17 protein-coding genes and 1 pseudogene are annotated in these 17,980 nt (G+C 68.9%); 7 read left to right on the forward strand and 11 right to left on the reverse strand.

All coding sequences use genetic code 11. The annotated features are described in order from the left end of the window. Entirely contained in the window at positions 1-879 is an 879-nt protein-coding gene (locus ABCR94_RS12680; RefSeq protein WP_347119363.1) for a hypothetical protein, read from the reverse strand. A gap of 186 nt (positions 880-1,065) precedes the next feature. Here ABCR94_RS12680 and ABCR94_RS12685 point away from each other — a divergent pair, with 186 nt between their 5' ends. Next, a complete protein-coding gene (locus ABCR94_RS12685) occupies positions 1,066-3,957 on the forward strand; it encodes an AfsR/SARP family transcriptional regulator (RefSeq protein ID WP_347119364.1) in 2,892 nt (963 codons plus the stop codon). Positions 3,958-4,093: 136 nt separating this feature from the next. Here the strand turns inward: ABCR94_RS12685 and ABCR94_RS12690 are convergent, their stop codons facing one another. Then, entirely contained in the window at positions 4,094-5,041 is a 948-nt protein-coding gene (locus tag ABCR94_RS12690; RefSeq protein ID WP_347119365.1) for a methionyl-tRNA formyltransferase, read from the reverse strand. Positions 5,042-5,290: 249 nt separating this feature from the next. On the opposite strand from ABCR94_RS12690, the gene ABCR94_RS12695 reads away from it, so the two are divergent. From ABCR94_RS12695 to ABCR94_RS12710, 4 genes are all read left to right on the forward strand, one after another. After that, positions 5,291-6,643 (forward strand): lysine N(6)-hydroxylase/L-ornithine N(5)-oxygenase family protein, encoded by a 1,353-nt coding sequence (locus ABCR94_RS12695; RefSeq protein ID WP_347119366.1) that lies wholly within the window; start codon positions 5,291-5,293, stop codon positions 6,641-6,643. 238 nt (positions 6,644-6,881) lie between these two features. Continuing rightward, the gene (locus ABCR94_RS12700; RefSeq protein WP_347119367.1) at positions 6,882-8,456 is read left to right on the forward strand and encodes an amidohydrolase; all 1,575 of its coding nucleotides are present in this window, start codon (positions 6,882-6,884) and stop codon (positions 8,454-8,456) included. Further along, positions 8,453-8,692 carry a hypothetical protein gene (locus ABCR94_RS12705; protein ID WP_347119368.1) on the forward strand — a complete coding sequence of 80 codons (240 nt, stop codon included), beginning with the start codon at positions 8,453-8,455 and terminating at the stop codon, positions 8,690-8,692. Before ABCR94_RS12700 ends, ABCR94_RS12705 begins: the two co-directional genes overlap by 4 nt. A 148-nt stretch (positions 8,693-8,840) precedes the next feature. Next, the gene (locus ABCR94_RS12710) at positions 8,841-9,386 is read left to right on the forward strand and encodes a GNAT family N-acetyltransferase (protein WP_347119369.1); all 546 of its coding nucleotides are present in this window, start codon (positions 8,841-8,843) and stop codon (positions 9,384-9,386) included. Positions 9,387-9,542: 156 nt separating this feature from the next. On the opposite strand, the gene argB is transcribed toward ABCR94_RS12710, so the two are convergent. The 3 genes from argB to ABCR94_RS12725 all read right to left on the reverse strand — a co-directional run bounded on the left by argB (position 9,543) and on the right by ABCR94_RS12725 (position 11,359). Continuing rightward, positions 9,543-10,409, reverse strand: a complete 867-nt coding sequence (gene argB, locus ABCR94_RS12715) for an acetylglutamate kinase (RefSeq protein ID WP_347119629.1) — start codon at positions 10,407-10,409, stop codon at positions 9,543-9,545. Positions 10,410-10,444: 35 nt separating this feature from the next. Beyond that, positions 10,445-10,636 carry a hypothetical protein gene (locus tag ABCR94_RS12720; protein WP_347119370.1) on the reverse strand — a complete coding sequence of 64 codons (192 nt, stop codon included), beginning with the start codon at positions 10,634-10,636 and terminating at the stop codon, positions 10,445-10,447. Between the two features lie 66 nt (positions 10,637-10,702). Continuing rightward, complete coding sequence (locus ABCR94_RS12725) at positions 10,703-11,359, reverse strand: isochorismatase family protein (RefSeq protein ID WP_347119371.1); 657 nt, start codon at positions 11,357-11,359, stop codon at positions 10,703-10,705. A 72-nt stretch (positions 11,360-11,431) separates the two neighbouring features. Here ABCR94_RS12725 and ABCR94_RS12730 point away from each other — a divergent pair, with 72 nt between their 5' ends. Then, a complete protein-coding gene (locus tag ABCR94_RS12730) occupies positions 11,432-11,698 on the forward strand; it encodes a nuclear transport factor 2 family protein (protein ID WP_347119372.1) in 267 nt (88 codons plus the stop codon). 364 nt (positions 11,699-12,062) lie between these two features. Here the strand turns inward: ABCR94_RS12730 and ABCR94_RS12735 are convergent, their stop codons facing one another. The 6 genes and pseudogenes from ABCR94_RS12735 to ABCR94_RS12760 form a co-directional block, all read right to left on the reverse strand. Continuing rightward, entirely contained in the window at positions 12,063-12,596 is a 534-nt protein-coding gene (locus tag ABCR94_RS12735) for a putative immunity protein (protein ID WP_347119373.1), read from the reverse strand. Positions 12,597-12,645: 49 nt separating this feature from the next. Beyond that, complete coding sequence (locus ABCR94_RS12740) at positions 12,646-13,293, reverse strand: hypothetical protein (protein ID WP_347119374.1); 648 nt, start codon at positions 13,291-13,293, stop codon at positions 12,646-12,648. Positions 13,294-13,421: 128 nt separating this feature from the next. After that, positions 13,422-13,961, reverse strand: coding sequence for a transglycosylase SLT domain-containing protein (locus ABCR94_RS12745; protein ID WP_347119375.1), 540 nt, complete (start codon positions 13,959-13,961; stop codon positions 13,422-13,424). A gap of 556 nt (positions 13,962-14,517) precedes the next feature. Beyond that, positions 14,518-15,309: an ABC transporter permease gene (locus tag ABCR94_RS12750; RefSeq protein ID WP_347119376.1), complete on the reverse strand. Its 792-nt coding sequence runs from the start codon at positions 15,307-15,309 to the stop codon at positions 14,518-14,520. Continuing rightward, positions 15,306-15,959 (reverse strand): ABC transporter ATP-binding protein, encoded by a 654-nt coding sequence (locus tag ABCR94_RS12755; protein WP_347119377.1) that lies wholly within the window; start codon positions 15,957-15,959, stop codon positions 15,306-15,308. The genes ABCR94_RS12750 and ABCR94_RS12755 overlap by 4 nt, the downstream gene beginning before the upstream one ends. After that, positions 15,956-16,270, reverse strand: a pseudogene (locus ABCR94_RS12760) (peptidoglycan-binding protein); the annotation flags it as partial. The gene ABCR94_RS12755 and the pseudogene ABCR94_RS12760, both read right to left, overlap by 4 nt. Positions 16,271-16,609: 339 nt before the next feature. Between ABCR94_RS12760 and ABCR94_RS12765 the strand changes: the two are divergent. Further along, a complete protein-coding gene (locus ABCR94_RS12765) occupies positions 16,610-17,980 on the forward strand; it encodes a lysine N(6)-hydroxylase/L-ornithine N(5)-oxygenase family protein (protein ID WP_347119378.1) in 1,371 nt (456 codons plus the stop codon).

The raw sequence follows: 17,980 nt of genomic DNA on the forward strand, positions 1-17,980 counted from the left end.
TCAGCGGAGGGAGCCGAGTACGTCACGGGCGACGGCGATGGCGTCGTCCTCGGCCTGCTTCTCGCTCTTGCCCGAGTCCGAGGGGGAGTAGGTGAAGCCCACGGTGAACTCGGCGTTGCCGTCGCGGACGATCACCTTGGCCTCCGCCAGAGGCATCGAGTCCTTGTCCACGGCATGAACGAGGTGGGACTCCTCGCCGAGATCGTTGAGCGACCGCGAGTCGGTGACGGTGCGTACCTTTTTCAGGGCCGTGTGCGCGCTCGTCTTGTGCATGTCGTACATGCTCGCCGCCGACGGGCCGACAGTGAGGTTCACATTGAGCGAGACGTAAGCGCCCCCGGAGCCGGAAGGGTTTCGCCAGCTCGGCATCCTGGTGATCATCGCTGCCATGGTGGCCTTGTCGAACTGCGAAGGCTCACACTCGGTTCCGGGCGCGACGCGCGCGATGGTGGACGCCTTGATCAGCTCGCACCCCTCGGGCACCTTGGTAAACGCCTTTCCCGCAGGCGCCTGTTCCGGCGCCGCCGGCTTGGCGGCGCCTCCCGCCGCACCGGGGGGATTACCCGAGGCGGCGGGAGGGCCGTCGCTGCCCGACACGGCGAGGACCACCCCCACGATCGCGCCCACGGCGAGCACCACGCCCCCGCCGATCAGCCAGCTGCGCGCACTGCCGTGCGGCCGCCCCGCGGTCGGCGCACCGCCCAGCGGGAGCGTCTGCGACCAGGCCGACGGCGCACCCGGCGGCTGGGCCGGGATCGGCGGCAGCTGTCCCGGGGGCTGCGCGGCAGGTCCCCAACCCGGCGTCCCCTGCGGGAGCGGCTGGGTGGGGCCGGTGGGGACGGGACCCTGTTCGGGGTTCGTCTGCGGGGTCTCACTCACGGGGCAGTTGCCTTTCCGTCCGGTTCTCGCCGTCGTCAACGGCGCAGGTCTGTCCCGTGCGCCGGGCCTGGAGCGAAGGGGCTCCGGAAGCCGGCGCGACTTGCCAAACTCTTTCGCGAGGCGATGCAATACACATGAAATTTCGCTGAAGTCGGGGACACGGGGGGCTTTGGGGTGGATACAGAGGTGACGGGGGAGCTCCGGCTCGACCTGCTCGGGCCGGTCAGGGGCCGTCGAGGCGGGTCGCCGCTCGATCTCGGGCACGTACGGCGGCAGGCGGTGCTGGCCGCGCTCGTCCTGCGTCCCGACACACTGATCACCCACCAGCAACTGCTCGACGACGTATGGGGAGTTGAGCCCCCGGGGACAGGCCGCCGAGTCCTGTCGAGCTACATCTACCCGCTGCGCAAAGCGCTGGACGCGGCCGGTGCCGGGCCTGCGGATTCGGTGATCCGCGGCGAGCGCGGCGGCTATCGCTTCGTGGCGGGCGGGGCGCGAACAGACGTCGGCGAGCTGGGCGAACAGACCGTCGGCGCGCGGCGAGCGGTAGCCGCGGGCGACTCCACGACCACCCTCGACCTGTGCACCCGGGCACTGGAGCTGTTCCGCGGCGAGCCGCTGCCCGGCCTGCCGGGGCCGTTCGCCGACGCCGAGCGACAGCGGTTGACCGGGCAGCGGCGCGCGCTCCACCAGGAGCGGCTGGAGTGCCTGGTGCAGCTCGGCCACTACACGGACGCCCTGGACGAGCTCGTGACGTCGGGCGCGGCTCAGCCGTACGACGAGCCGCTGGCCGCACTGCGGATGCGCGCGCTGTACGGCAGCGGCCGACAGGTCGAGGCACTCACCGCTTACCGGGAGACCCGGGAACGGCTCCGCGACGAGCTGGGGGTGGAGCCCGGCGAGGAACTGCGCCGGGTGCATCAGGGCATCCTGCGACGGGACACCGCCCAGCTCGGCCGGGTGGTTCGGCAGCGCGCGGCCGCGCCCGCGAGCCCCCGGCCGCCACGCAATGAACTCCCCGGGGACACTGCCTGCCTCGTCGGGCGGGAGGCCGAACTCGCCCTGCTCACCGCACCGGTGCCCGCCGGGGCCGTATCCGTCGCGGCCGTGGACGGCACGGCGGGCATCGGCAAGACGGCGCTGGTGGTCCGAGCCGCCTGGACGCTCCGCGAGCGCTACCCCAACGGCTGCCTGTTCGTGGACCTGCACGCGCACGGCGCCGCTCATGAGCGCAGCGGGACCCAGCGTGTGCTGCACCGGCTGTTGCACGCAGTCAAGGGCGCCGACGGCGACCTGCCGGACGACCTGGACGAGCTGGTCACCGCCTGGCGTGCGGCCACCAGCTCGCTGCGGTTGCTACTGGTCGTGGACGACGCCCTCAGCGCGGAGCAGGTGCGCCCGCTGCTGCCCGCAGGCCCGGGCAGCAGGGTGCTGGTGGCGGGCCGACAGCGCCTGTCCGGACTCGACGCCGACCTGCGGCTCAGCCTGGAGCCCCTCGGTACGGGCGAGTCGGTCGCGCTGCTGCGCCACCTCCTCGGTGAGGCGCGCGCAGGGCGGGAACCGGAGGCCGCGCGCCAACTCGCCCGGCACTGCGGTGGTCTGCCGCTGGCGCTGCGGATCACGGGAGCCCGGCTGCAGAACCGCTCGTCGTGGACGCTGGCCCACCTGGTGGGTCGCATGTCGGACGACTCGCGGCGCCTCGGCGAGTTGCGGGCCGAGGACCGCAGTGTGGAGGCCGCCCTGCAGCTGTCCTACGACCAGCTCGCGCCCGAACTGCAGCGCGCTTTCCGCGCGCTGGGCCTGTCACCGACGGCGGTGTTCGACGGGCTCACTCCGGCCGTCATCCTGGGCCGTTGCCGCGATGACGCGGAAGAGCACCTGGAGCGCCTGGTCGACACGAGCCTGCTGCAGCAGCCGCAGCCGGGCCGCTACCGGCTGCACGACCTCGTACGGACCCTCGCGCTGCGGCTCGCAGCCGCGGCCCCGAGTGAGGCCGCCGCGGCCCGCGTTGCCGTGCTGCACCTCTACACGGCGGCCGGCCGGATGGCCGGCGACTGGGGCCCCGAGGGTTTCCCGACGGGCCCGGACGTCACCGACTCGCCCTTCCCCGACTGGTCGGCCGCCGCCGCGTGGCTGGACGCAGCGGGCGGCGAACTGGTCGACGTGGTGGCCTACGCGGTCGCTGCCGGGGAGAGCGGGTACGCCTGCTGGATCGCCGAGGGCCTGGTCGACCACCTGGTGCGCCAGGGCCGCTACCACGAGTGCCGGGTGGCCCTGGAGCTCGCACTGCCCTGCGCGGAGGTGTCCGCCGACCGGCGGATGCCCTCCTCCTTGCGTAACTGCATGGGTATCACCGACATCTACCAGGGGCGGTTTCCACAGGCGCACGCCTGGTTCACCGACGCACTGCGCATCGCCCGCCGCCAGGGCGACCTGCGGGAGCAGGCCCGCGCCATTGCCGGACTGGGCGCCTCGGAGCGGGCGATGGACCGCACCGAGGAGGCGGTCGTGCACCTGAGCGAGGTGGTGGACATGGCGGCCCGCCTCGACGACGACTGGCTGGCCGGGATGTCGACGTGCAACCTCGGCGCCCTCCACAGCCAGGAGGGACGGCACGAGGAGGCACTCGCGTACTACGCCTCGTCCCTCGCCTTCGCCGAGAAGATCGGCCGCCCCAGGATGATCAGCAAGACCCTGTGTTTCACCGCGGACACCCACCTGGCCCTCGGCCGGTACGCGGAGGCCGGGAGACTGCTCCGGCGGGCGGCCGAACTCGCCCGGGAGGTCGGAGACCTGCCACTGCGCGCCGTGAGCCTGTCCCGGCTCGGAGCCGCGGAACAAGGTCAGGGAGACTTGCACCTGGCGCTCGCCCTCCACCACGAAGCCCTGTCGACTCTCGACGAGCACACCAACAGGGCCCTGGAGATGGAGATCCGCACCCGCCTCGGTAACACTTACGCGGCTGCGGGCCGGCGTGCCGAGGCACGGGAGGAGTTCCGGATCGCCCTCTCCCTGGCCGAGGGCACGGCCCACTCCCGGGAACGCGGCATGGCGCTCGCCGGGCTGCAGGACTGCTGAGCGTCGCAGCAAGCCGGCGAGCGCCATGCCGCGTGGAGGGGAAAGTCCGCGCGGGCGACGACAACGGGCCGGCCCGTGGCCGTAACCGGTGGTGCTCAGGGTGTTGGTTCTGTGGTGGGTGTTGGTGCTCCGGCCGTCACGGACGGCCCGTGAGGTAGCCGCCCATCGAGGTGAAGTAGTCAGTGGCGGTCATTTCCTCGCCGTCCTCGGTGCGCACACGCGTGATGGCCAGGCCGTGGTTGCGGCCGGTGCGGGCGTCGGCTCCCGCGACGATCGCCACGCCGGTGCCCTCGCGGTAGAAGATGCGGCCGGGGGTGCCGCCGTAGGTTCCTTCGGACACGACCGCCGTCAGAATTTCGAGGCGCTTGCCCTTGTGGTGGGTAAAGGCGCTCGGGTACGGGGCGGACTGGGCGCGCACGAGGCGTGCGAGGTCCTCGGCGGGCCAGTTCCAGTCGATGCGGATGTCTTCGGCGGAACGCTTGTGGAAGAAGCTCGCCTGCGACCGGTCCTGCTTGGTGAACTCGGTCTCGCCGGCGGCGATACGGCCGAGTGCGCCGACCGTGACCGGGGCGATGAGGTCGACCGTCTTGTGGAACAGATCGGTGGCCGTGTCCGTCGGTTCGACCGCCACTGAGTGCTGGGCCACGATGTCACCGGCGTCGAGCTCGTCGTCCATCATGTGCGCGGTGACGCCCACTTCACGCTCACCGTTGATCAGTGCCCAGATCAGCGGGGAGAAGCCGGCGTACTTCGGCAGCAGTGAGTCGTGCACGTTCAGGGTGCCGTGGCGGGGGAGACCGAAGATGCGCGGAGGTATCCACGTACGCCAGTTGTTGGCCACGATGATGTCCGGATCGGCTGCCTTGAGGGCGGCGAACAGCTCTTCATCGTCGGGGCGGTTGCGGATCAGCACGGGCACACCGTGCTCCTCGGCGAGATCGGCTACGGAGTCGCTCCAGATCTTTTCGTACGCGTGCTCGCTCTTGGGATGCGTCACGACCATCACCACGTCGTGCTCCGAGTCCAGGAGAGCTCGCAGGGTGCGGTGCCCCCAGGTCTGATATCCGAACATGACGACCCGCATGAGGCTCCTTCTTATAGACAATGACCGAGCGACGCTAAGTAAAGCAAGGCTTACCTAAGGATGCAACGGGCTACTATTTTGAGCTGAGTTTGCACGCGAAACGCACGATATATCCGCTTCGCCCTGTCGACAGGCCCCCGAGATGAGGTTAGCTTTACCTAAGTTCCGCTCGGCCCGCCGCTTCGCGAGCGTGCCCTGCTCCCGCCGTCCCCCACGCCTGACAAGCGGCTGCCCCTCGATGGGAGTGACATGTCACAGGCTCTTCCTGACGACGTACCACCGATTCACGACCTCATAGGAATTGGCTTCGGGCCATCCAATGTGGCCATGGCGATAGCCCTGAGCGAGCACAACGCACGCGTCGGCAGGCAGGAGGCGGTCACAGCTCACTTCTTCGAGCGGCAACCGCGCTTCGGCTGGCACCGCGGCATGCTGATCGACGACGCGACGATGCAGGTCTCTTTCCTCAAGGACCTGGTGACGATGCGGAATCCGTCGAGTGAGTTCAGCTTCCTGTGCTACCTGCAGAGCAAGGGGCGGCTGGTCGACTTCGTCAACGGCAAGAGCCTCTTCCCGCTGCGGGTGGAGTTCCACGACTACTTCGAGTGGGCCGCGGCTCAGGTGGACGACATGGTGTCCTACGGGCACGAGGTCGTCTCTGTCCGCCCCTTCGTAGTCGACGGAGTGGTGGAGTACCTGGATGTGACGGCCCGTTCCGGATCCGAAGTGGTGGTCCACCGAGCCCGGAACCTTGTCGTCAGCACGGGCCTGCGGCCGCAGATGCCCGAGGGCGTCGAGCGCACCGACCGGATCTGGCACAACTCCGACCTGCTGGCCCGGGTGGACGGTCTGGGCGCCGACGAGCCTTCCCGCTTCATCGTGGTCGGGGCCGGCCAGAGCGCCGCAGAAAATGTGGCCTACCTGCACCGCCGCTTCCCGAAGGCCGAAGTGTGCGCCGTCTTCGCCCGCTACGGATACAGCCCCGCCGACGACAGCAGCTTCGCCAACCGGATCTTTGATCCCGACGCGGTGGACGAGTACTTCACGGCCCCCGACGAGATCAAGCGCAAGCTGATGAACTACCACGGCAATACCAACTACGCCGTGGTGGACATCGACCTGATCGACGACCTGTACCGCCAGGCGTACCAGGAGAAGGTCCTGGGGACCGAGCGTCTGCGATTCCTCAACGTCTCACGGCTCACCGATGTCGTGGAGAGCCCGGACAAGGTCCGTACCACGGTCGAATCACTGGTCACCGGAGAGAAGACTCCGCTGGATGCCGATGTGGTCGTCTACGCCACCGGCTACCGGTCCGCCGATGCTCTCGGGCTTCTCGGCGCGGTCGCCGACCAGTGCCACCGTGACGACGAGGGCCGTGTCCGCGTCGAGCGTGACTACCGGGTCGCCACCGGCCCCGAACTGCGCTGTGGGATCTACCTGCAGGGCGGTACGGAGCACACGCACGGCATCACGTCCTCCCTGCTGTCGAACACCGCGGTCCGCGTCGGCGAGATCCTCGATTCGATCGTGACCCGGAGCCAGGATCCCGCCTCCGGGCGGCCTCGTGACGCCGCCGACGAGGTCAGCGCGCCCCGCTGAACACGGATCCTCCCTCGGTCTTCCCGCTCCAGCGCGCCTGCCCGGACGCGGCCGCCGCCGAAAGTGATCAGCCCGGCGGTCAGGACCGCCGGGCTGATCGGGGAGGTGTTCGGCCTACCCTGCGGCATCATCGAGTACCCCGGAAACGGGTACACCGCTGATGGTCCCCGCGGCCCGCGAACGCCTTGCTCCGGCGGGCGGCGCAGTCGGGGAAACCTCATAGGGAGACGAACTGCCCATGCTGTGCACGAGACTGACCAACGCCCGCATCATCACCATGGACCCGGACCATCCCGTCGCCCACGACCTGGGAATCTGGCACGGGCGGATCGTGGGCCTGGACGACGCGGTGACCTCGCTGCCGGCCCGACGGGTGATCGACCTCCAGGGCGCGACGGTGCTGCCCGGGTTCATCGACAGTCATGTGCATCTGGCCTGGACCGGTTTGAACGCGAGCGTACCGAGCGTCGCGCCGTGCAACCGGGTCGAGGATGTGCTCGGCTTGGCGGCCGAGGCTGTCGCCCGCAAGCCGCACGGTTCCTGGGTGTCCGTGCGCGGCTACGACCAGCGAGGGCTGGGGCGCCATCTGACGGCCGCCGATCTGGACACGGTCAGCGACGGCCGCAAAGTGTTCATGATGCACGACTCGGGGCACGCCTGCGTGGTCAACAGTGCCGTCCTGGAGCTGCTGCCCACCGACGTCCCGCACGAGGACGGGTACCTCACCGAGGGCGCGATGGGCGCGGCACGCCGGCTTCGGCTGCCGTACTCCCAGGAGGAGTTGGCAGACGCGATCGCGCACGCCGCCAGGACCTGTCTGGCGGAGGGAGTGACCGCGGCCGCCGAAGCGGGCATCGGCGGCGCCCTGTTCGGTCACAGCCCGGTCGAGCTGGCCGCCTACCAACTGACGCGGGGACAGGGGCGGTTGCCGCTGCGCGTGCAGCTCATGGTGGCTGCGGACACTTTGCACCCGGTTGGCGCACATGGCAACGACCGGATACCCAGGGCCCTCGACCTCGGCCTGCGCACCGGATTCGGTGACGACTGGCTCTCCGTGGGTGCGCTCAAGATCTGGACCGACGGTGGCATGATGGCCCGGACCGCCGCGCTGACCACGCCGTACCAGGGCCTGGAGCACGCCGGGGAGTTGCAGGACGACCCGGACGTCCTCATGGACACCATCGCCGACGGCCATCTGGCCGGCTGGCAGCTCGCCGTCCACGCCATCGGCGATCGCGCCGCCGACCTCGCACTGGACGCCTTGGAGCGGGCGCAGGCGCTGCGGCCGCGCCCGGACGCGCGGCACCGTATCGAACACGCGGGCCTGATCCGACCCGATCAGCTGCCTCGATTCGCGCGGCTCGGCGCGATCGCGGTCATCCAGCCGAGCTTCCTGCGGTACTTCGGCGACGACTACGCGTCGATCATGGGGGAGGACAGGGCGCCGTGGCTCTACCGGGGCAGAGGGTTCCTGGACCACGGGATCACACTGGTGGGCAGTTCCGACCGGCCTGTCGCCAATGGGTCGCCGCTGCGCGCAGTCCAGTTCATGGTTGAGCGAGCCTCCGAGTCGGGGCAGCTGATCGGCCCGGACGAGGGCATTACGGTCGATGAAGCCCTGCGCGCGTACACAGTCGGCGGAGCCTTCGCCTGCCACTGGGACGATGTCGCGGGCAGCATCACCCCGGGCAAGCGCGCCGACCTGGTGGTGCTCGGCGACGACCCGCGGCGCGTGAGCACTTCACGCATCGGTGACATCGAGGTGGTCACGACGTTCGTCGACGGCCACGAGACCAAGGAGTCGGCACTGTGAGTACAACAGCCCGAACGAAGACCGATGACTTTGAGCGCTACGCACACCTGTGGCGGTCGGCTTCGGCGCCGCTGCAGTGGGTCATCTGGAACACAGCAGGGGAAACCATGATCTTCGACAGGGAGATCAACTGCCCTGTGGATATCGGGGACGGGGCCCAGCGGGAGGTCCTGCGCAATATGCGCGAGGCCGGAGTGCCGGAGAGCGACGACTACCCGGGTCGCCCCTGCTCGTAGCCATAGCCATAGCCATAGCCATAGGCGCATCTGAACGGGGAGAAGGCCAGACCGTTTTGGCGATTGAGTTAGGTGAGGCTACCCTTACTATCGTTGGTGTCCCAGGTGCAGCGGTGGCGGAACTGCCCTCCGTGCACGAGTGGGACCGATGAAAGGGAACCCCTTGATCACGGCCCCCACCACCGCGCGCCTCTGCGCACCGTCGCCACGCGTCCCCCTGCCAGCCCCGCTGCGGCTGCGGTCCGCACATCGCGCGGATGCCACAGCCCTTGAGGCTCTGTCCCGGCCGTTCGTACGCTCCGGAGCGCTACGTGAGCGCTCCCTGTCCCTCTATGCCTCGGACGCCGTCGACTTTCTGGTGATGGAGGGCCAGGACGGAACCCTCAATGCCTGCCTGGGGCTCCGGGTTCATCCCGCCGAGCCTTCTCGCGGCCGCGGGCCCGCGGGCGTGCTGTACAACTTCTGTGTCGCGCCGCACACTCAGGGCTTGGGGTTGGGCGCTCAGCTCCTGCGCGGGGCGCTGGCCCACGCGACCGCGCAATCGCTGGACTTTGTGTTCACTGCGACGACCGGCGGTGGTGGCCTGTTCCTCCGGTACGGTTTTGCGGCTGTCTCCGAGGGCCTCGCGCCGACGGCATGGGCGAAATCCCTTGACCCCCGCCGCAATTCGCAGGTCCTCGCCCGCGCTCTCTGACCAACTGGGTTGCCTACGTGGGCCATTGGCCCTGGCGTTGCCGCCCACGTTCGGGCCTTACGTCATGTCCCGCGCCCGGTGTCGCCTGTCGGGCGAGCCGGCGGTTGGTAGTGAATCAGCGGCCGGTGAGGACCGGGCGGTCCGTCGGCCCGCCGGTCATGCGTCACTGTCCATGTCCTCGCCCGGAACCACAGTGGTGCCGAAGCGGTCCCCGCCGAACACGCCCCACAGCAACGAGTGCGCCACCCGGCCGTCCAGCACATGGGCCATGGGCACGCCCGCACGGGCGGCCTGAAGGCACCCTTCCATCTTGGGAAGCATCCCGCCTGCCAGCTCCGGCAGTAGCTTCTCCAGCTGATCCGCCGTCAGGTGTTTGATCACCTCGGTATCGTGCGGCCAGTTCGCGTACAGCCCCTGGACGTCGGTGAGCATCACCAGCTTCTCCGCCCCCAGTGCCACCGCCATGGCCGCCGCCGCGAGATCGGCGTTGACGTTGTAGACCTGTCCGTCGGTTCCCCGGGCCACGGGAGAGACCACCGGTATACGGCCCTGATCCAGCAGCGTCCGCACGGTGTCCGGATTGACCTCGGTGATGTCGCCGACTAGCCCGATGTCCACCGGCTTTCCGTCTACCCAGGCCGGCCGCCGCACAGCCGTCATGGTGTGCGCGTCCTCGCCCGACAGGCCCACCGCGAAGGGGCCGTGGCTGTTGAGGAGGCCCACGAGCTGCCGCTGGACCTGACCCGTCAGTACCATCCGGACCACGTCCATGATTTCCGGGGTGGTGACCCGTAGCCCCGCCTCGAATCGGACCTCCAGGTCGAGCCGGTCGAGCAGTGCACTGATCTGCGGGCCGCCGCCATGTACGACGACAGGGCGCAGCCCGGCCCGCCACAACTCCACCACGTCCTGGGCGAACGTCCGCTTGAGATCCTCGTTCACCATGGCGTTCCCGCCGAACTTGATCACGATTGTCCGGCCCTGAAGGGCCTCCAGTGCCTGAGGTGCGAAGTGTGGCTGCACGCCGCTCGTGAGGAACCCCTGTGTGGTGGTGGCGGTCACGGAGCCACTCCATTCGTGGACAGGCCCAGGCTCTCGGGGAGGCTGAGGGCGACATTGATACTCGGTACCGCGCGGCCGGCGGTGCCGTTGGCCGGATCGCCGATGGCACTCATGGAGGCCTGCCGACCGGTCGCTTCGTCCACCTCCGCCCGGCCGCTCGCTCCGGTTGGAGCGAACCGTACTGTCATGGTCCCTTTTTCTCCTTGTACGGACTCGGTGCTGTGCCGGTCCCCGGCTCGATGCCTGGCGGCCGGTCATGCACCGTGCGCCGCCCTGCCGATCAGGAGGTCACGCAGCAGTATGTCGGTGGTGCACACGACGCCACTGCGCGCTGCCCACCGCAGCGCCATGGCGTGCTCCTCGGCGGAGAGGTCGGCGACCGCGTCGGCGATGACGAAGGGCTGGATGTCCTGCATGAAGGCGTCCGCCGCCGTGAGCAGAACGCCCAGATGCGCATAGACCCCGCAGATGACCAACTGGTCACGGCCTGTGGATCGCAGCAGCCTGCCGAGATGGCTGCGGAGGAAGGCGTTGTGGCGCACGTTCGCCAAGAGATGTTCGCCGGGCCGTGGGGAGAGTTCCGTGAGGATCGCGGCTGCGTCGGGCTCAGGTCCGATTCCCGGACCCCAGATGTCGGCCAGCAGGCCGCGTTGGCCGGGCTGCTGCGCAGCCGGTTCGGCGCTGAAGATGACGGGCATGTCGAGCGAGCCCGCGAGTTCACGGAGAGCGGTGATGTTGTTGACGAGGTCGACCACGGGGGAGTGTCCGGCTGGAAAGGTCCGGACGAAGTGGTTCTGCATATCGAGGATCAGCAGTGCGGCGCGTGCCGGATCGATCGTCCAGGGTACGCACGGCGGAGGTATCGCGGACCGGTCGGGCATGGGGTAGGAGTCGATGGCGGGCAAGCCCATGGGCAAGCTCCTTCCTGGTGACAGGACTTCCCCTCCGGCAGAGGATTAGCTTAGCCTAGCCTAAGTTGATGCGTGGAAGTGGCTGGCCGGTCCGGTTCGGGCCGCGGGGCCTTCGGGGGAGACCCGGAGAAGGCGGTCGCCGACCACTTCGGGACCGTGTATGTCCAGCGCAACCCCGACGCCCAGGACGGTCCCGAGGCATTCGTCGGCTTCGTGAAGTACCTCCGCGGCGAGTACCCCGACCTGCGCCTGGACATCAAGCGCGTCATCGCCGAAGGCGACATGATCGTCACCCGCTCCCACCTCGTTCTGACAGCCCCTCATGCCCCGCGTCATTGATGCTCCGGTGGTGCGCCGCCAGTACTTGGCGTCGGCCACCTGGGACATGGACCGGTGGCGGACGGCGGCCGATGACGAACGTACGGGTCGCCTGGTGGTCGCTGGCACCAACCCGCCCGCGATGAGCCGCACTCAGCATCCGGCCGGTACGTCGACAAGGTACGCGCTGCCTCGAAAACAGGACACAGCCTGTCCTCTACCGATGCCAGTGTGAGCTCCGAGTCGCCGGCGCGACCGATGCGAAAGCACCCGGTCGGTGTGGCCGCGCCACAACGGCGGCGCGCCGCGTACGACGCTACCGTCGGCCCGGGAGGAACTCCCATGGGCCGCAAGCGTGTTGAGAACCGACGGAGCCGTGTTGCCCTCAGGCGCGGAGAGCGGCGTCAAGATCGCGAATGAACTCTCCTACGCGCCCGCCTCCGGGAGGTGCGGCGGGAAAGCGGCCGAGCACCGCGGTGACCGACGGCGGTGCGTGATGGCGCGCCCATTCAAGGGTCCCCGCAGCGACACTCCGGTCTTCTCCGGACGTCAACTCTTCCGCACGCGCCGCATGCGCTGCCGCACCGAGAATGTGCTTCACCTGATGAGCGTTTGCCAGGGGATGGAGGAACGCGGCGCCGGCCGCATGGCTCGCCGCTCGTGCGGCGTCGACCGCGGCCGGTGAAGCGGCTTCCTGTGCTGCTTTGTACGCCGCCCACGCGCTCTTTCGCAGAGCGGCCGTGCGCCTGCCGCCCCCAGCGAAAGCGTGTGCCGCGTCGATGGCGTCGCGAGGGCGCGTGTCAGCGGCAAGACTCTGTTCGAAGATCGACAGTGTCCTGCGCGCACAATCAGCCGCGTAGCCCGCGATCTCACGAAGTTCTTGTTCGCTCAGCTCGATTTTGTCCGACTCGGTTGGCACGGCTCAATCCTGCCATGCGTCGCTCATCGGCGCGGAGCCCCTCAAGCACTCATCTGCGCTCCTCGGGGCCCAGTGCCACCGTCGTGGTGATCCGTGTGACGGCGGGTTTCCGGGGCACCGAAGCGAACCCGAAGTGCACGGGAGGTTCGATGGGCGCCAGCACGCCGAGGTCGGTGCCTTCGAAGACTGCCGACACTGCGTCGATCGGCCTCAGATCGTGCGGTCCGTACCACTCGCGTCGCCCGGTCCCGGCGCTGCCACGGGTCCGTACACCGGCGAGCAGGAGGCGGGCGGGAAAGTCCAGGAGCGTGCTCCAGGCCGGGCGGGCGGCGAGCGCATCGGGCATGGCACGCAGAAGAAGTCCCAGGGGTCCTCGACGACCGGTGGTGAAGCGCAGGTCGAGAGATCCCGCGTTGACGGTCCAGACGGCTGCTTCGACGTTGACGTTCACCGGCACGATGCGCACGGTGTCGAAGTTGTAGGTGGCGGCAATGAAGTCCGCCGTCCGCGAAGTGGGTGCGAACAGCAGTCGTTCCCCGTCTTCTCGCTCAAGCATCACATCGTTGAACGTCCCGAACGGCGATCGTTGCCAGTGTCCCAGCACGATGCGTGTTCCGGAGGAGGTGCCTGTGCCCGCGATCCACCCGTCGAAGCGCAGCCGCGAGGGCAGGGGCGTCTCGGCACGTTTCTGACTCATCCTCTGCTCCCGTTGCTCCCGTTGAAAGACTTCGAGGAGTGCCTGACAGTGCCACATCGCGTGAGCTTCCGCGTTGCTCCCGCTCTTGGCGCTGGTGGCGAGCCGGGTTGTGGTGCCCCCGTGGTCGGTCAGTAGGCGGAGTCGACGTTGTCGATGGAGCCGTACTTGTCGGCGGCGTAGTTGGCAGCCGCGGTGATGTTGGCGACCGGGTCGGTCAGGTCCTTCTCCGTGCTGGTGACGTGGTACGCGTCGAAGGTCGGCTGGATGACCTGGAGCAGGCCCTTGGACGGCGTGCCGTTCTGGGCATTGACGTCCCAGGCGTTGGACGCGTTGGGGTCGCCGCCGGACTCACGGATGATGTTGCGGTGCAGGCCCTCGTAGCTGCCGGGGATGCCCTTGTCCTTCATGATGGCGAGGGACTCGCGGATCCAGCCGTCCAGGTTCTCGGGGTAGGACGCCTTCTTGTCGGCCTTCTTCGCGAGGGTGTGGGCCTGCGCGGAGACGGCGGCCGCTGAGGTCACACTGTGCGAGGCGGACTCGGCGGCCTGCGCAGGGGACGGGGCGAGGGTCAGGGCCGCTGCGGCGGCGCCTGCGGCGCAGAGGCCGGATACCGAGAATGTACGGGCGCGGGCTGTACGGGCGGCGGGGATGCGGGGCTGGGCGAGCATACGGATGAGACTCTCCAAAACAGTGGACTGTGGGGAAGCAGCGGGGGCGACGGCGAAACGAAGTTGCGCGACGCGGGCCAAGAACAGTCGGAGCGAGCGGCGCTCGACCGGTCCGGAGTGGTTGGCTCCCCGGTGTATGTCCCCATGGTTAACAACCGCCGGAGATGTCCGCAATGACCTTATATACTATGCTTCTACGTAGTGAGAGGTGGCAGCCGGCCGCGGCCGCGCATGGGGCGCCGCGTCGTACGCCGTGTCCTCCTAGGGCGCCTCGTATGTGATCCACGCCCTATGGGCGGGCTCACAGCCCGCAGGGATCCGACCCCGGCGAGGAGGCTTTAAGTCCAGGACCAAGGGCCTGCGGCCCAGAAGGCGAGGCCGCCGGTCCCTGGATCTCCACCCTGAGTGCCGAGGGCGCCGACGGCCCTACTGTGGCAACTTCCGCAGCCACGAAGGGGGGGACGGCTCTTGTCAGGTCCTCCCGACTTGCCGGCGCCCGGAGCCGGATCATGCGTCCGCGGGGGCGCCGCCCACCGGCGCCCCGTGCGTCGCCGCCTCACGTCGCGTTCAGCGCCACCGTCGGGTGGAGACGGGAGGCGCGGATCGCCGGATAGAGGCCCGCCACCACAACGATCAGCAGGGTGGCGGCCAGGCCGCCTGCCAGGGACCAGGGCGGGACCACCGCCGTCCATCCCTGGACCCGCGCGAAGCCGTACGTCGCCGCCGCGCCCAGCAGTGCGCCCGTCGCCCCGCCCAGCCCCGAAAGCAGCAGCGACTCGGTCAGGAACTGGAGCCGGATCGCGTTGCGGGTGGCGCCCAGCGAGCGGCGCAGGCCGATCTCCTGGCGGCGCTCCAGGACGGAGATGACCATGGTGTTGGCGACACCCACACCGCCGACCAGCAGGGCCATCGCTCCCAGGCCCAGCATCAGGGTCGTCAGGGCCCGGTCGGTGCGGGCCGCCTGGGTGGTGGCGCCGGCGCTGCGCTCCTCGGGGACCACGTCGCTGCGGCGGATGCGGGCATCGACGTAGCCGGTGGCCGTGGCGTGCTGCACCGGGCCGATGCGCTCGACCATCGCGACCGCGCTCTTGGGGAGCTTGACCTCGCCGCCCATCGCGTCCTCGCCCGCCTCGGCGGTGAGGAGGTTGGTGCCGAGGCGGTCGAGCTGGGCCATGAGATCCGCGCGGCTCGACTCGGACAGGCCGACGACCGCGACCATCGTCGCGATGCCGATGGCGATGCCCAGTGCCGAGAGCGCCACGCGCGCGTGACGTGCGCGCAGGCCGACCGCACCGACGCGGAGGATGTCGCGCAGGGACAGGCGGGAGGGCTTGAGATCGTCCTTCATGAACCGACCTCTTCCGTAAGGGACGTGGAGCGCGCGCCGCAGCGCGAGTCCGAGACGATCTCGCCGTCCTTGAAGCGGATCCGGCGCGGCAGCGATGCCGCGATCTCCTTGTCGTGGGTGATGACGCAGATGGTGGTGCCGGACGCGTTCAGCTCGTGCAGCAGCTCCATGACGATCTCGCCGGACGCGGTGTCCAGCGCCCCGGTCGGTTCGTCCGCCAGCAGCAGCCGGGGCGCTCCCACCAGGGCGCGGGCGATGGCCACGCGTTGTTTCAGCCCGTCGGCGACGTTGTCCACCGCGTCGCGCCCCGCCGCCAGGTGGAAGTGCTGGAACACGAAGCCGATGTGGCGGGCGCGCAGTGCGGAGAGCCGCGAGTCGGAGAGCTCGGACACGTCGTACCCGGTGACGCGGACGGTGCCCGTGGTGGGCTTGTCGAGGGTGCCCATGACGTGGAGCATCGTGGACTTGCCGGAGCCGGACGGGCCTACGACGGCGACCAGTTCGCCCTCTTCGACGGTGAGGTTCACTCTGCGCAGGGCGTGGACACCGCCGGGGTACGACTTGCCGGCGTCCCGCAGTTCGACTACCGGGGCCGGCCTGATGACTTCTGGCCCGATGGCTTCCGGCGGCCCCATGACTTCTGGTGTCATGACTTCGCCACTCCGACCTTCAGACCCTCGCGCACGTCCGGTCCGCTGACCTCGATCTGCCCGTCGGCGGTCATGCCCGTCTCCACCCGCACGATCCTTGAGGTGACGCCCTGGACGACCTGGAGGCCGTAGCCGCCGTTCTCGCCGCGCAGCGCGACGACCGCCTCGACGGGGACCGCGAGGTCTCCCTTGCGCGCCTCGCTGACGAACTTCACACTCGCCGGCGCCTTCGCGTCCTCACCCGACGCGGCGCTCGCCCCGCTGTCCAGGACGACCTCGACGGTGATGCCGTCCTGGGTGTCCGCGCCGTCCGCCCCGAACTGCTCACAAGTGCGGGGCAGAAGCGCGACAGGACAACCTCGGTGAGGACGGCCTACGACCACACGGACCGAAATGATCTGTGCGCGCCGGACGACGGATGAAACCCCCTGCGAGGCGTCCGAATCTGATCGTGGGAAGGCATCCGCGTAGGGGCGATCCTGAACCCCGATGGTGAGCCGCCGGTGCCCAGCTGTCCGGTTTGCCCCTGTCGACAGTATCGCGAGATTAGCTTAGGCTCACCTAAGTTAGCTGGCCGCTCCGTCGGCGTGCCCGCCTTTCGTACCTTTCCCCACGCCTGACAGGCGGCTTTCCCGCACGATGGGAGTGACATGTCACAGGTTCTTCCTGGCGACGCACCACTGGTCCACGACCTCATTGGCATCGGCTTCGGCCCATCCAATGTGGCCATGGCGATCGCGCTCAATGAGCACAACGCACGCGTCGGCAGGCAGGAGTCGGTCACCGCTCACTTCTTCGAACAGCAGCCGAGCTTCGGGTGGCACCGTGGCATGCTCATCGACGACGCCACCATGCAGGTGTCCTTCCTCAAGGACCTGGTGACGCTCCGGAACCCGGCCAGTGAGTTCAGCTTCCTCTGCTATCTGCAGAGCAAGAACCGCATGATCGACTTCGTCAACGGCAAGAGTCTCTTCCCGTTGCGGGTGGAGTTCCACGAGTACTTCGAGTGGGCCGCGGCCAAAGTCGACGACATGGTCTCCTACGGCCACGAGGTCGTCTCCGTAACGCCCTTCGTCCACGACGGTGTTGTGGAGTACCTGGACGTGACCGTCCGGTCGGGGGAGGGCCTTGAGGTCCACCGGGCCCGCAACCTCGTCATCGGTACGGGGCTGCGCCCCCTCATGCCGGAGGGCGTGGAGCGCGGCGACCGTATCTGGCACAATTCCGATCTGCTGCGAAAGGTCGACGCACTGGAGGGCACATCGCCCTCGCGGTTCGTCGTCGTGGGTGCCGGGCAGAGCGCCGCCGAGAACGTTGCCTACCTGCACCGCCGCTTCCCTCAGGCCGAGGTCTGCGCGGTCTTCTCGCGCTACGGCTACAGTCCCGCCGACGACAGCAGCTTCGCCAACCGGATCTTCGACCCCGGAGCGGTCGACGACTACTTCGCCTCGCCCGAGAGTTTCAAGAACCGGTTGATGGCCTATCACGGCAACACCAACTACTCCGTGGTCGACATCGATTTGATCGACGACCTGTACCGGCAGATGTACCGCGAGAAAGTCCTCGGCACCGAACGGCTGCGTTTCCTCAACGTGTCCCGGCTCACCGGCGTCGATGAGACGCCCGATGGTGTCCGCGCCACGGTGAAGTCCCTTGTGACGGGGGAGGAGACGACCCTGGATGCCGACGTCGTGGTGTTCGCCACCGGCTACAGCCCCGTCGACCCCCTCGGCCTCCTCGGCGAGGTCGCCGACCGCTGCCTGAGCGACGACAAGGGCCGCGTCCGCGTCGAGCGCGACTACCGCATCGCGACGGACCCCGATCTGCGCTGTGGCATCTACCTGCAGGGCGGCACGGAGCACACGCACGGCATCACGACGTCCCTGCTGTCCAACACCGCGATACGGGTCGGCGAGATCCTGGACTCGCTGCTCGAACGAGGCGTGAAGTCCACCTCCGAGGAGGCTCGACCTGTCGCCGGCGGAGCAGGCAGCACCGCCCGCCAGTCCGCCCACGGGTAG

The sequence above is a fragment of the Streptomyces changchenzhani genome (genome assembly GCF_039766235.1).
Taxonomy (GTDB): domain Bacteria; phylum Actinomycetota; class Actinomycetes; order Streptomycetales; family Streptomycetaceae; genus Streptomyces.